At 66.0% G+C, this 13,119-nt stretch carries 12 protein-coding genes; all 12 read left to right on the top strand.

Annotated features, from left to right (window positions below; translation table 11 throughout):
* Nucleotides 1-6 precede the first annotated feature (6 nt).
* The 12 genes from GPA22_RS00460 (at nucleotide 7) to GPA22_RS00405 (ending at nucleotide 12,883) form a co-directional block, all read left to right on the top strand.
* Nucleotides 7-1,281, top strand: a complete 1,275-nt coding sequence (locus tag GPA22_RS00460) for an acyl-CoA dehydrogenase family protein (protein ID WP_169204548.1) — start codon at nucleotides 7-9, stop codon at nucleotides 1,279-1,281.
* Nucleotides 1,278-2,333, top strand: coding sequence for a phosphotransferase family protein (locus tag GPA22_RS00455; RefSeq protein ID WP_169204547.1), 1,056 nt, complete (start codon nucleotides 1,278-1,280; stop codon nucleotides 2,331-2,333). The genes GPA22_RS00460 and GPA22_RS00455 overlap by 4 nt, the downstream gene beginning before the upstream one ends.
* A gap of 26 nt (nucleotides 2,334-2,359) precedes the next feature.
* Entirely contained in the window at nucleotides 2,360-3,559 is a 1,200-nt protein-coding gene (locus GPA22_RS00450) for an MFS transporter (protein ID WP_169204546.1), read from the top strand.
* Nucleotides 3,550-4,320 (top strand): SDR family NAD(P)-dependent oxidoreductase, encoded by a 771-nt coding sequence (locus GPA22_RS00445; protein ID WP_169204545.1) that lies wholly within the window; start codon nucleotides 3,550-3,552, stop codon nucleotides 4,318-4,320. Before GPA22_RS00450 ends, GPA22_RS00445 begins: the two co-directional genes overlap by 10 nt.
* A gap of 266 nt (nucleotides 4,321-4,586) precedes the next feature.
* Nucleotides 4,587-5,861, top strand: a complete 1,275-nt coding sequence (locus GPA22_RS00440; RefSeq protein WP_169254140.1) for a cytochrome P450 — start codon at nucleotides 4,587-4,589, stop codon at nucleotides 5,859-5,861.
* 162 nt (nucleotides 5,862-6,023) lie between these two features.
* A complete protein-coding gene (locus tag GPA22_RS00435) occupies nucleotides 6,024-7,331 on the top strand; it encodes an amidohydrolase family protein (RefSeq protein ID WP_169254139.1) in 1,308 nt (435 codons plus the stop codon).
* A gap of 133 nt (nucleotides 7,332-7,464) precedes the next feature.
* Nucleotides 7,465-8,610 (top strand): acyl-CoA dehydrogenase family protein, encoded by a 1,146-nt coding sequence (locus GPA22_RS00430; protein ID WP_169254138.1) that lies wholly within the window; start codon nucleotides 7,465-7,467, stop codon nucleotides 8,608-8,610.
* A 2-nt stretch (nucleotides 8,611-8,612) separates the two neighbouring features.
* A complete protein-coding gene (locus tag GPA22_RS00425) occupies nucleotides 8,613-9,668 on the top strand; it encodes an acyl-CoA dehydrogenase family protein (protein ID WP_169254137.1) in 1,056 nt (351 codons plus the stop codon).
* Nucleotides 9,665-10,465, top strand: coding sequence for a crotonase/enoyl-CoA hydratase family protein (locus GPA22_RS00420; protein WP_169141487.1), 801 nt, complete (start codon nucleotides 9,665-9,667; stop codon nucleotides 10,463-10,465). Before GPA22_RS00425 ends, GPA22_RS00420 begins: the two co-directional genes overlap by 4 nt.
* Nucleotides 10,466-10,502: 37 nt before the next feature.
* On the top strand, nucleotides 10,503-11,627 hold the full coding sequence (locus GPA22_RS00415; protein WP_096447416.1) for an acyl-CoA dehydrogenase family protein: 1,125 nt from the start codon (nucleotides 10,503-10,505) through the stop codon (nucleotides 11,625-11,627).
* Nucleotides 11,628-11,796: 169 nt separating this feature from the next.
* A complete protein-coding gene (gene folE, locus GPA22_RS00410; protein WP_050416190.1) occupies nucleotides 11,797-12,435 on the top strand; it encodes a GTP cyclohydrolase I FolE in 639 nt (212 codons plus the stop codon).
* Nucleotides 12,436-12,448: 13 nt separating this feature from the next.
* A complete protein-coding gene (locus tag GPA22_RS00405) occupies nucleotides 12,449-12,883 on the top strand; it encodes a bacteriohemerythrin (RefSeq protein WP_169254136.1) in 435 nt (144 codons plus the stop codon).
* Nucleotides 12,884-13,119: the final 236 nt, after the last annotated feature.

Genomic DNA, 13,119 nt, shown 5'->3' with positions numbered 1-13,119 from the left:
TCGAAGATGGCATGGGATTTTGAGACCGACCCGGAATTCCAGCAGGAACTCGACTGGATCGACCGCTTCGTGCGCGAGGAGGTCGAGCCGCTCGAGCATGTCCTCGGCAGTCCCTGGAATATCCACGATCCGCGCTTCGAGGCGCTGGTCCGCCCACTGCAGCGCGAGGTGAAGGCCAGGAATCTGTGGGCTTGCCACCTCGGACCGGAACTCGGCGGGGCGGGCTATGGCCAGGTCAAGCTGGCGCTGATGAACGAGATCCTCGGTCGCGCGCTGTTCGCGCCCATCGTGTTCGGTGCGCACGCGCCCGACTCGGGAAACTGCGAGATCCTCGCGCACTACGGCACGCCCGAACAGAAGGCGCGCTACCTCGAGCCGCTTCTCGACAACCGCATCGTGTCCTGTTTTGCGATGACCGAGCCGCAGGGGGGCGCCGATCCGAAAGTGTTCACGACGCGCGCCGAACAGGATGGCAATGATTGGCTGATTTCGGGGCAGAAGTGGTTCGCGTCGAACGCGCGCTATGCCGCGTTCTACATCGTCATGGCGATCACCGATCCGACCGTGTCGCCCTACAAAGGCATGAGCATGTTCATCGTGCCTGCCTGCACGCCGGGAATCGAGATCGTCCGTAACGTCGGCGTCCCTGACGATCCCGAGGCGACTCATGGCTACCTGAACTTCGACCGGGTGCGGGTGGCGGCGGAGAACATGCTCGGCGCGCCGGGCGAGGCCTTCGTCGTCGCGCAGGTGCGCCTCGGCGGGGGGCGCGTGCACCACGCGATGCGCGTCATCGGCCAGTCGCAGAAGGCGCTCGACGCGCTGTGCGAGCGGGCCTTGTCGCGCAGCACCCAGGGCTCGCTGCTCGCGGACAAGCAGATGGTGCAGGAGAGGATCGCCGATGCGTGGATCCAGCTCGAGCAGTTCCGCCTGCTGGTCATGCGCACTGCCTGGCGCATCGACAAGTACCAGGACTACATGAAGGTGCGCAAGGACATCGCCGCGGTGAAGGCGACGATGCCCAAGGTGCTGCACGACATCGCGTCGAGCGCATTGCAGGTGCATGGATCGATAGGGGTGTCGTGCGAGATGCCCTTCGTCGGCCTGATCGTGCGCGCCTACCAGATGGGGCTCGCGGACGGTCCCACCGAGGTGCACAAGGTCACCGTCGCCAAGCAGTTGCTGCGCGAGTACACCGGTTGCGAGGACCTGTTCCCGGACTATCACCGGCCGACGGCCGAGGCCGCTGCACGGGCGAAGTTCAGCGCGGTGCTGGGATGAGCGCTCACGGGTGGGCGGCGGAGGTCGATCTCGGACGACTCGCCGAATGGATGGATGCGCAGGGGCTGGGTAGTGGGGCGATCGACTCGGTCACGCCGCTCACCGGGGGCACGCAGAACGTCCTGCTGCGCTTTTTTCGGGACGGCGCCGAGTACGTCCTGCGCTGCCCGCCGCCGGGCGCAAAGCCCGAGATCCACGCGACCTTTCTCCGTGAGGCGCGGCTGCTCGGAGCACTTGCCGGCACGGCGGTACCCCACCCGCGCCTGATTGCTGCCTGCAGGGATGCGTCGGTGCTCGGTGCGCCGTTCTACCTGATGGCTCCGGTGGATGGCTTTACCGCAACGCCCACGCCGCTCCGGGGGCTCTATGCCACTGATCCGACGTGGCGCCATGCGATGGGGCTGTCGATGGTCGATGCCTTGCTGCGCCTGGGCGAGGTCGCGCCCGATGCGGTCGGACTGGCGGACTTCGGGCGGCCGGAAGGGTTTCTTGAGCGGCAAGTGCCGCGCTGGCTCATGCACCTCGAGCGCTGCGCGGAGCAGCCCGGTTGGCCGGGGCCGCAGGCGCTGCCTGGTGTGCGCGAGGTGGCCGACTGGCTCGAAGCGCACGTGCCGGCAGCCAACGTTCCGGGGCTGATGCACGGCGATTATCACTTCGGCAACGTGATGTTCCGGCATGACCGGCCGGCGCTTGCAGCGATCATCGACTGGGAGCTTGCGACGCTGGGGGATCCGCTGCTCGACCTCGGCTGGCTCGTCGCGACCTGGCCCGACCGCGACGGGCGGGGCGCCGGCACCATCCGCATCGCGCCCGCCGACGGTCTTCCCTCGACCGCCGAACTCGTCGAACACTATCGCCAGCGCAGCGCGCGCGATCTGTCGGCGATCAATTGGTACGTCGCGATGGCACGCTTCAAGCTCGGCATCATGCTCGAGGCCAGCCATGCGCGATCCTGCGCAGGCAAGGCTCCGGCGGAAACCGGCGCGCAGCATCATTCGTCCGCGGTGCGCCTGCTCGAAGCGGCGATCGCGGGGATCGAGGTGCGGGCGTGAATGGGCACGGGGTTTCCCCGGCATCCATGCGCAGCGCCCTGGTGGCGCTGGTCGCATGCCAGGTCGGACTGCACGCCTGCGTGCAGGGGGCTCGCCTGGCCGCGCCGCTGAGCGTCCTGCGGCTGGGGCATTCCGAGTGGGCAGTGGGGCTCGTCATGACGATGTTCGCGCTATTTCCCGCGATCTTCGCGATCCCGGCCGGACGGCTTGCCGATCGGCACGGCTACCATCTGCCGCTGCGCATTGCGGCCGGCCTGTCGCTCGCGGGTGCGTTGCTCGCAGCGTCGGTACCCCATCTCATTGCCCTGTGTGCGGCCGCTGCGTTGTGCGGCGCGGGCTCGGGCTTCGGCATGATCGCGATCCAGCGCACGGCCAGCCGATTCGCGCGGGACGAGGCGGATCGACTTCGCGTGTTCAGCTGGATCGCGCTCGCTCCGGCCGTGGCGGGACTCTTCGGGCCGATGATGGCCGGCGTGTTGATCGATCATCTCGGCTTTTCGGCGGCGTTCGCCGCGCTCGCGCTGCTTCCGTTCGCGACCCTGGTGATCGCCCAGGCGGTCCCGCATGAAAGCCGGGCGCCGGTCTCCGCGTTGAACCGCAAGCAGCCGTCCGCTTGGGGCCTGCTCCGCCTGCCGTCGTTCCGGCGCCTGCTCCTCGTCAACTGGCTGGTGTCGGCCAGTTGGGACGTGCATGGCTTCGCGTTGCCGATTCTCGGGGTCGAACGCGGCTTCAGCGCATCGGCGCTGGGGGCGGTGCTGGCGGCCTATGCGGTGGCGTCGATGTCGGTGCGCGTCGTGATCCCGTTTGTGGCCGAACGCCTGCCGCGACGCCATTTGCTTGCGGGGGCGCTTTTCATCACGTGTCTGGTGTTCGTGCTGTATCCACTGCTCCAGAGTGCATGGGCCATGGCGCTGTGCGCCGCGACCCTCGGCCTTGCGCTGGGCGCGATCCAACCGACGATTCTCGCGACGCTGCATCAGGTCACGCCCCGCGAGCGGCACGGCGAGGCGCTGGCTTTCCGCTCGATGACGGTGCACGCCTGGATGACCGCGATGCCCCTCCTTTTTGGCGCCATTGGGGCGAGTGCCGGCGCGGCCGTGCTGTTCTGGGTGATGGCCGCGGCGCTCGGTCTCGGGGGCCTGCAGGCCCGGCGGATCGACACGGACAACGGGGCTCCCGGGCGCCGCGAGGAACATCCACAACAGGAGGAGAGGACATGCAGCTGAGCGGAAAGCGCCTCATCGTGACCGGCACCGCAGGGGGCATCGGTGCGAGTGCACTGCGCGGACTGGTGGCGGCCGGTGCGCGGCTGGCGGCGCTGGACGTGAATGACGAGGCTGGCCGCGCGGAAGTGGCGCGCGCCAATGTGGGAGCCTCGGGCGAGGCGAGGTATTTCCACTGCGACATTCGCGAGCGTGCCGAAGTCGATAGGATCGTCGCGCAGGCCGTCGCCTGGTTGGGCGGCCTCGACGGACTGGTGAACATCGCCGGCGTCGAGCGCGCGGCGCCGGCCGAAGCGATCGTCGAGGCCGACTGGGACCTCATATTCGACGTCAATGCGCGCGGTACCCTGAACACCAACCAGGCCGTCTTTCCGCATCTGCGGGAGAAGGGCGGTCGCATCCTCAACTTCGGCTCCGCGGCGGGGGTCATGGGGCTGCCCGGGTGTGCCCACTATTCGGCCGCCAAGGCAGCGGTCCTCGGCTGGACCCGAACGGTGGCGAAGGAGTGGGGGCGACACGGCATCAGCGTGAATGCCGCTGCGCCGGGCATGTGGACACCCATGTACGACGCCCACCGCGCACGAATGGACCAAGATGCCCTGCGGGCGCACGACGCGATGATGGCCGGGTTGATCCCGCTCGGCGGCAAGCTCGGCGACCCCGATCGCGACATGACGCCTTTCGTGGTGTTCATGATGAGCGACGGGGCTCGCTTCATCAGCGGCCAGACGCTAGCCGTCGACGGTGGACTCATGATTCCGTGATGCAGGAGCGAGAACCGTTGCACTGTCGGCTGCACTAACGCGCGCCACGTCCGCATTCCCGCCCCAGGCAGGGCAGGTGTCCTCCGGCCTGCCCTGGTCCCTGCTTGAACACTTGGCAGTACGCATTAAATGGAGCACTATGCGCAAAAGTGTTCAGAAACAGCGCCGTCTTATCCGGCGTGAAGGCACCGTGTCGAGGCCATTGCACATGGCCGGCACAGCGTGTTCGTTCACGACCGGGCGGTGCGCCAACGGAGGAAGACGAAATGAGCAGTGTCAAGGACGTTACGCTGGAGAGCGCGTTCGCCGGAGTGGCCGACAACTACCGCGGTGAGGATGTCGATCTGCATGCGATCTACCGCGAGATGCGGAAGAACTCGCCGATCATTGCCGAGAACTTCATGGGCAAGCTCGGCGTGCCGAACATCGCAGGGCTGGATCCGAACCGGCCGACCTACACCGTGTTCAAATACAAGGACGTGATGACCGTCCTGCGCGATGCCGCAAACTACACCAGCGGTTTCATCGCCGAAGGGCTGGGGGCCTTCTTCGACGGCCTGATCCTCACCGGCATGGACGGCGAGGCGCACAAGAAGGCACGCGGCCTGCTGCAGCCCATCTTCATGCCCGACGTGGTCAACACGTGGCGCGACAGCAAGATGGATCCCATCGTGCGCAACGAGTACCTGCTGCCGCTGGTGCCGAAGAAGAAGGCCGACCTGATGGACTTCGGCCTCCACTTCCCGATTCGCCTGATCTACGCGCTGATCGGTTTTCCCGACGACGAACCCGAGAAGGTCGAACAGTATGCGGCGTGGGCGCTGGCGATCCTTGCCGGCCCCCAGGTCGATGCCGAGAAGGCCGCGATTGCACGCAAGGCTGCAATGGAAGCCGCAAAGGCGCTCTACGACGCGGTCAAGGAAGCCGTCGTCGCCGTGCGCCAACGCGGTGCCGAAGGAAACGACCTCATCAGCCGCCTGATCCGTGCCGAATACGAAGGGCGCAAGCTCGACGACCACGAGATCACCACCTTCGTGCGTTCGCTGCTCCCGGCAGCCGGTGAGACCACGACGCGGACCTTCGGCTCGCTGATGGTGTTGCTGCTCGAGCGCCCGGACGTGCTCGACAGGGTCCGCAAGGATCGCAGTCTGGTCGGCAAGGCCATCGACGAAGCGATCCGGTTCGAGCCCGTGGCGACCTTCAAGGTGCGTCAGGCGGCGCAGGATCTCGAACTTGGCGGCGTCCGGATCCCGAAGGGTGCCATGGTCCAGTGCATCGTTTCTTCCGCCAACCGCGACGAGGAAGCCTTCGAGAACAGCGAAGAGTTCGACATCGATCGCAAGCTCAAGCCTTCATTCGGCTTCGGCTTCGGCCCTCACATGTGCATCGGGCAGTTCATCGCCAAGACCGAGCTCCAGGTGGCGCTGAACGCCATTCTCGATCTGTTCCCCAACATCCGCCTCGACCCGGACCAGCCGAAGCCGCGGATTACCGGCGCACAGCTTCGCGGCCCTCACTCCGTCCCGGTCATCTGGGATTGAGGTGACGCGCGGACCGGCTGAGCCAGTGGCCGAGATGGAAATTTTGTTAAACATGAACACAATACAAAAAAGTGTTTAACAAAACGAATTTCTTGCTCTAAGATAGAGGCTCATAACCGGTTCGCGCCCAACGCGGACGCCACTCCAACAGGGGACACACACATGAAGCTCGAAGATCTCATCCTTGTCAGCGTCGATGACCATGCGATCGAACCGCGTGGCGCCTTCGACCGCCACATGCCCGCCAAGTACAAGGGCCGCCAGCCGCGTGTCGAAAACCGCAACGGCCGCGACATCTGGGTGTTCGAGGAGCAGGCAACGGGCTACATGGGGCTGAACTCGGTGGTCGGGCGTCCGAAGGAGGAGTACGGCATGGAGCCGCTCTCCTACGAACAGATGCGCCGTGGTACCTGGGACATCAAGGCGCGGGTCGACGACATGAATGCGAACGGCGTGCTCGGGTCGCTGTGTTTCCCGACCTTCCCCGGTTTCGCCGGTCAGCGCTTCCAGGTCATGCCGGACAAGGGCGTCAGCCTTGCAGCCATCCAGGCCTACAACGACTGGCACCTGCACGACTGGTGCAATGCTGCTCCGGGTCGCTTCATCCCCTTGATGATGGTGCCATGGTGGGACATGCAGGCCGCTGCGGCCGAGGTGAAGCGCATGGCCGATCAGGGTGTGCATGCCATCACGCTGTCCGACAACCCGACCGTTCATGGCTACCCGTCCATCCACAACCCGCACTGGGATCCCCTGTGGAAGGCGTGCGAAGAGAACAACGTCGTGATCTGCTGCCACATCGGCACCGGCGTGAAGGCGGCTCACGCCTCGGACGAATCGCCGATCGACGCCTGGATCACTTCGATGCCGATCTCGATCTCCAACTCGGCGGCGGACTGGATCTGGGCGCCGATGTGGAAGAAGTACCCCAAGCTGCGCATGGCCCTGTCGGAAGGCGGCATCGGCTGGATCCCGTATCTGCTTGAGCGCGCCGATTTCACGCACAACCATCACCACGCCTGGACGAACTCGAACTTCGGCGGCAAGAAGCCCAGCGACATCTTCAACGAGCACGTCATCACCTGCTTCATCGAGGATGCGTTCGGGCTCAGGAACCTCGACTCGATCAACGTCGATATGGTCACCTGGGAGTGCGACTACCCGCACTCGGACTGCACCTGGCCGAACTCCGCGGACGTGTTCTGGCAGCAGGCGAAGAACCTGCCCGACGACATCATCAACAAGATCAGCCACCTCAACGCGATGCGCGAATTCTCGTATGACCCGTTCGCCATCCTGGGGCGCGAGAACTGCACCGTCGGCGCGCTGCGCGCGCAGGCGACGCATGTCAGCATCGAGCCGGCGCTGGGTCTCGGCGGCGCAGCTCCGCAACGCGACCCCAGCAAGCCGGTGACCTCGGGCGACATCAACAAGATGTTCGCCTCGGCGGACGCGCAGACCGCGCTCTGAGTCCGGTTGCAGTGCGGTTGGCGGGCACGCGCGGCGTGTCCGCCGGCCGATGGTCGTCCGTGCCATTAGCGGGCGACGCGACCCGGGTCATCCACGCCGTTGCTCAAGCCGACGGCCCACTATCGAACGCGCCATGTCCATAGACCAGTTCAAGTACAGTCGCATTCCGCCGGAGGCCGAAGCACTTCGTGCGGAAGTGCGCGCCTTCCTCGCCGAAGCCCTGAAGGATTACCCGGCGGTCCGCCGTGCGGATTCCTGGATGGGGTTCGACGCCGAATTCAGCCGTCGCCTGGGAGCGAAGGGCTGGGTCGGCATGGCCCTGCCCAAGCGCCATGGTGGTGGCGAGGCGAGTCCCTTCGCGCGCTACGTCGTGATCGAGGAGCTGCTCGCCGCTGGCGCGCCCGTGTCCGCGCACTGGTTCGCCGATCGCCAGAGCGGCCCGCAGATCCTGCACTACGGCACCGATGCGCAGAAAGAACGCCACCTGCCGGCGATCTGCCGCGGCGAACAGTTTTTCTGCATCGGCATGAGCGAGCCCAATTCGGGCTCCGACCTCGCTTCGATCAAGACGCGCGCACGCCGTGAAGGGGACAAGTGGGTGGTGAATGGGCAGAAGGTGTGGACCACCAACGCCCACCGCTCGCACTACATGATCGCGTTGGTACGCACCGGCGAGAACAGCAAGCGCCAGGAAGGACTCTCGCAGTTCATCATCGACCTCAGTCTGCCGGGCATCACCATCCGGCCGATCAAGGACCTGACGGGCGCCGAGCATTTCAACGAGGTCTTCTTCGACGAACTCGTACTCGATGCCGACGCCATCATCGGTACCGAAGGGCAGGGCTGGGGGCAGGTCACCGCCGAACTCGCCTTCGAACGCAGCGGTCCCGAGCGCTTCCTCAGCTCGATCGCGCTGCTCCACACGCTCATCGACGCGGTGGGCCGTAGTCCTGATGCCCTGCAGGCCAAGGAGATCGGCCGCTTCGCCGCGCGACTGGTGACGCTGCGCAACATGTCGTTGGCGGTGACGGCCCAACTCGCGGCGGGCAACAACCCGGCGTGGGAGGCCTCGGTCGTGAAGGATCTCGGTGCGGTTTTCGAGCAAGAGATTCCGGAAGTCGCGCAGCTGTTGTGCGAGCTTCCGCCAACCGTTCAGGGCGGCAGCGACCACGCCCAGGTGCTGGCCTATCTGACCCAGATGGCGCCATCGTTTTCACTGCGCGGCGGCACGCGGGAGATTCTCCGCGGCATCATCGCGCGCGGATTGGGGCTGCGTTGATCATGAGAGACCTATTCGATTCCTCTGTCGAGCGCCTGTTCTCGGACCTCGTCACCGCCGACGCGGTGTTGGCTTGCGAGGGCGGCGAATGGCCGACGGAGCTGTGGACGGCTGTCGAAGCATCCGGATTCACGCTGGCACTGGTGCCGGAGTCGCTCGGCGGTGCAGGTGCCACGTGGGCGGATGTATGTGGTGTGCTGCGTCTGGCCGGCCGCTTCAACCTCCCGCTGCCGCTGCCCGAAGCGATGCTCGCCAATTGGTTGCTGGGTGCGAGCGGACTGGCCGCCGTGTTGGGAACGCTGAGTGTTGCCGCGCGCGGCACACTGCGCCTGGAAAACGGCCGTGTGACCGGGGCCGCTGTCGATGTGCCATGGGGGCGCCACGTCCGCCACGTGGTGGCCGTCGCAGCGGGCGCGGCGCCGGCGGTGGTGCTCCTGCCGACCGAGGCGGCGACGGTGGTGCGTACCGTGAATACGGCCGCCGAACCGCGCGACACGCTCAAATTCGAAGCGGTGGTGCCGCTCGCAAGCGCGGCTTTGCCGACGGCACTGTCGGCCGACGTGCTCAAGCTTGGCGGTGCAATGATGCGTGCCGCGCAGATTGCGGGCGCGCTCGAAACCGTGTTGGCGATGGCCACCACGTATGCCGGTGAGCGCGTGCAGTTCGGCAAGCCGATCGGCAGTTTCCAGGCGATCCAGCACCAGATTGCAGTCCTCGCCGAACATGCGGCGGCCTCCGTGATGTCCGCCGAAGCGGCCTTCGCCGAGTCGGACGATCGGCTCGCACGCCTGCCGGTGATGGCGGCCAAGATCTGCGCCTCCGAGGCCGCGGGGATCGGGGCGGGTGTCGCCCACGCCGTGCATGGCGCGATCGGCTTCACCCACGAACACGCCCTGCACCTGACGACCCGCAGGCTGTGGTCGTGGCGCAGCGAGTTCGGCTCGCTCACCGACTGGTCGCAGCAGCTCGGTCGCGCGCTCTGCGGCGCCGGCTCCCAGGCATTGTGGCCATCGGTTACCGCCGGCGTGCTCGCCGCATACGAGGAGACTGCAGCATGAAACCCTTTCTGATCCTCGAACGCGAGGACGCCATCCTCACCGTCCGCATGGATAGCCCGGAGACGCGCAACGCGCTCTCCGACCCGTCACAGATGCAGGAGTTCGTCGACCTGTGCGCCAACGTCCGCACGGACCGCTCGATCAAGGTCGTCGTACTCACCGGCAACGGACCGGCTTTCTGTGCCGGCGGCAACGTCAAGGACATGCGCGAACGCGGCGGCATCTTTGCCGGGTCGCCCTATGAGGTGCGCGAGAGCTACCGCAATGGCATCCAGCGCATCCCGCTGTGCCTTTACGACCTGGACGTGCCCGTCATCGCGGCGATGAACGGACCGGCGATCGGCGCGGGCCTGGACTTGGCGTGCATGTGCGATGTGCGCATCGCCGCCGACACCGCGAAGTTCGCGGAAAGCTTCGTGAAGCTCGGCATCGTGCCGGGTGATGGCGGTGCGTGGCTGCTGCCGCGCATCGTCGGTATGCCCAGGGCCAGCCTGATGGCGCTCACCGGCGACATGATCGACGCCCAGACCGCGCTCGCGTGGGGCCTCGTGACCGAGGTGGTACCCGCAGCCGAGCTCGAGACCGCGGCGCTGGGCATTGCCCGGCGCATGGCGGCTAATCCGGCCCACGGCCTGCGCCTTACCAAGCGCCTGCTGCGGGAAGGCCAGCACATGCGTCTCGATTCGCTGCTGGAGATGTCGGCGGCCTACCAGGCGCTTGCCCATCACACCGAAGATCACATGGAAGCGGTCGCAGCCTTCGTCGAGAAGCGCGAACCGAAATTCACCGGCCGCTGAGCCGGGAAACTGCACGAGAACAGGCGGAGGAACAAGGATGCGGACCGTATTCCGTGAAGATCATGAAATGTTCCGCGAGATGGCGCGGCGCTTCATCGAGAACGAGATCGTCCCCCACCTGCACGAGTGGGAGGCGGTCGGGATCGTGCCGAAGTCGGTCTGGCGCAAGGCGGGCGAGGTCGGCCTGCTGTGCTCGACGGTGCCGGAGGAATACGGCGGTGCGGGTGGCGATTTCGGCCACTCGGCGGTGATGATCGAGGAGCTGGCGCGGGTCAATGCGACCGCGATCGGCTTCACGACCCACTCCGAGATCGTCGCCCCTTACATCGTTGCCTACGGCAGCGAGGCGCAGAAGAAGAAGTGGCTGCCGCGGATGGTTGCGGGCGAGATCATCGGCGTCATCGCGATGAGCGAGCCCGGCATCGGTTCCGACCTGCGCTCGATGCGCACCAGCGCACGGCGCGATGGCGACGAATACGTCATCAACGGCCAGAAGACCTTCATCACCAACGGTGGCAACGCGGACCTGATGGTCACCGCGACCAAGCTCGACCCCAATGCGAAGGAGCTCACGCTGATCTGCGTCGAGGCCGATCGCCCCGGATTCTCCAAAGGCCGGCTGCTTGAAAAGATCGGACTGAAGGGCCAGGACACCTCGGAACTCTTCTTCGACGACGTCCGTGTCCCGGTCGAGAATCGCCTCGGCGACGAGAACAAGGGCTTCGGCTATCTCACGCACCAGCTCGCGTGGGAACGCACCATCATCGGCATTCGCGCTGCCGCCTCCATCGAGGCGCTGATCGACGACACGCTCGAGTACGTGCGCGAGCGCAAGGTGTTCGGCAAGACGGTCTTCGATTTCCAGAACACCAAGTTCAAGCTCGCCGAATGCAAGGCGCAGGCAACCATGCTGCGCGTGTTTGTGGACGACTGCCTGGGCAAGGCCATGCGCGGCGAACTCTCGCCCGAGGTCGGCGCGATGTGCAAGCTGGTCGGTTCCGAGATGCAGGGCAAGGTGCTCGACGAACTTCTGCAGCTGCACGGCGGCTACGGCTTCATGAGCGAGTACAAGATCAGCCGTGCTTGGGTCGATGCACGCGTCGCGCGTATCTACGGTGGCACGTCCGAGATCATGAAGGAAATCATCGCCCGCTCGCTCTGAGCAGACCAGACCGCGCGGGCGTGACGCAGATTATGTCTTCTCCTCCGACGGTGCGCGGTGCGCTGCCGGTTTACGGGACCTCGGCAACACGGTCCCGCTCTTTCTTCTGTGGGGACGCCCTGCGTCACGGGCGCCCCCGCACGCCGCAGGACAAACGGGAGAACGCAGCATGAAAGAAGGGCAAACCGACGACGCCGGTGACGCGGACCTGCGCGGTGGCGTATCGCGCGAGGCGGCGGAAGACGCCGTACGCACCCTTATCCGCTGGGCCGGCGACGAACCGGGCCGCGAGGGGCTCGTCGATACGCCCTCGCGCGTCGTGCGCGCCTACGAAGAATTCTTCGCCGGCTATTCGCAGGACCCGGCCGAAATCCTGGCTCGCACCTTCTCCGAGGTCGAGGGCTACGACGAGATGATCGTCATGAACGACATCCGCTTCGAAAGCCACTGCGAGCACCACATGGCGCCGATCATCGGCAAGGCGCACATCGGTTACCTCCCGAACCACCGCGTGGTCGGCATCTCCAAGCTCGCGCGGCTGGTCGAGATCTACGCAAAACGCCTGCAGATCCAGGAAAAAATGACGGTGCAGATCGCCGACACGCTGCACTCCGTGCTGCAACCCAAGGGCGTCGCGGTTGTCATCGAGGCGTCCCACCAGTGCATGACCACGCGCGGGGTGCACAAGCCCGGCGCAGGCCTCGTCACCAGCCGGATGGTCGGCGCGTTTCGCGAAGACGCCTCGACGCGCCGCGAATTCCTCGCGATGATCGGCATGGGCGGCCCGCGCGGCCTGCCGAATACCTGAACGGAGACCGGAAATGAGCGAGCAGGCGACCCCCTGGAGCGACGAATTCCTCCTCGGCTATGGGCCGATGGACGACATCCACCACGAGTTCGTCGAGCTCGTGCACGCCATGCAGGTTGTCGGAGACGAAGTCTTCCCGGTGCTGCTCGACCGTTTCGCCGCCCACGCCGAGCACCACTTCGCGGAGGAAGCCGCCTGGATGTCGGCAGGAAACTTCCCGGCGCGGGACTGCCACGTCGAGGAACACGAGAAGGTCATGGCGTCAGTGCGCGAAGTGCAGCAGATGGTCGCGGCGGGCAACATCGAGGTCGGGCGCCGCCTCGCTGTCGCGCTCGAGGATTGGTTTCCGGGCCATGCGACCTACATGGATTCGGCGCTGGCGCAATGGATGGTCAAGCGCAGCACGGGCGGCGTGCCGCTGGTCCTGAAGCGCACGGTGACGACCTGAAGGTCGGGTAGGTCGGCGCGCTGCGATTGGTCGCGGCGGCTATGGCAGCGGGATTCGCTCGGTGCTGTCTGCTGCGGTATCCAAAGGGCACTTCGTGCGACCATTCATCACTCAGTTGTGATGTTCCCTCGGCAATGACCTCGTCAGCGGTTCGGCCTGACCTGTCGGCGGTGGCATGAGGGTTGAACCGCTGGGACGCAGCGGCCTAGAGCAGTCACTCCGCCATGGAATCATCC

Origin of the sequence: Aromatoleum toluvorans, from assembly GCF_012910905.1 — a bacterium.
Classification (GTDB): domain Bacteria; phylum Pseudomonadota; class Gammaproteobacteria; order Burkholderiales; family Rhodocyclaceae; genus Aromatoleum; species Aromatoleum toluvorans.
The sequence above is the reverse complement of the archived record's forward strand: the minus strand, read 5'-3'. Positions and strand labels throughout refer to the sequence as shown.

Excerpts from the sequence above, each read along its gene's own strand:
- GPA22_RS00460 (WP_169204548.1), top strand. The coding sequence starts at position 7 with ATGGCATGGGATTTTGAGACCGACCCGGAATTCCAGCAGGAACTCGAC.
- GPA22_RS00455 (WP_169204547.1), top strand. The coding sequence starts at position 1,278 with ATGAGCGCTCACGGGTGGGCGGCGGAGGTCGATCTCGGACGACTCGCC.
- GPA22_RS00450 (WP_169204546.1), top strand. The coding sequence starts at position 2,360 with ATGCGCAGCGCCCTGGTGGCGCTGGTCGCATGCCAGGTCGGACTGCAC.
- GPA22_RS00445 (WP_169204545.1), top strand. The coding sequence starts at position 3,550 with ATGCAGCTGAGCGGAAAGCGCCTCATCGTGACCGGCACCGCAGGGGGC.
- GPA22_RS00440 (WP_169254140.1), top strand. The coding sequence starts at position 4,587 with ATGAGCAGTGTCAAGGACGTTACGCTGGAGAGCGCGTTCGCCGGAGTG.
- GPA22_RS00435 (WP_169254139.1), top strand. The coding sequence starts at position 6,024 with ATGAAGCTCGAAGATCTCATCCTTGTCAGCGTCGATGACCATGCGATC.
- GPA22_RS00430 (WP_169254138.1), top strand. The coding sequence starts at position 7,465 with ATGTCCATAGACCAGTTCAAGTACAGTCGCATTCCGCCGGAGGCCGAA.
- GPA22_RS00425 (WP_169254137.1), top strand. The coding sequence starts at position 8,613 with ATGAGAGACCTATTCGATTCCTCTGTCGAGCGCCTGTTCTCGGACCTC.
- GPA22_RS00420 (WP_169141487.1), top strand. The coding sequence starts at position 9,665 with ATGAAACCCTTTCTGATCCTCGAACGCGAGGACGCCATCCTCACCGTC.
- GPA22_RS00415 (WP_096447416.1), top strand. The coding sequence starts at position 10,503 with ATGCGGACCGTATTCCGTGAAGATCATGAAATGTTCCGCGAGATGGCG.
- folE (WP_050416190.1), top strand. The coding sequence starts at position 11,797 with ATGAAAGAAGGGCAAACCGACGACGCCGGTGACGCGGACCTGCGCGGT.
- GPA22_RS00405 (WP_169254136.1), top strand. The coding sequence starts at position 12,449 with ATGAGCGAGCAGGCGACCCCCTGGAGCGACGAATTCCTCCTCGGCTAT.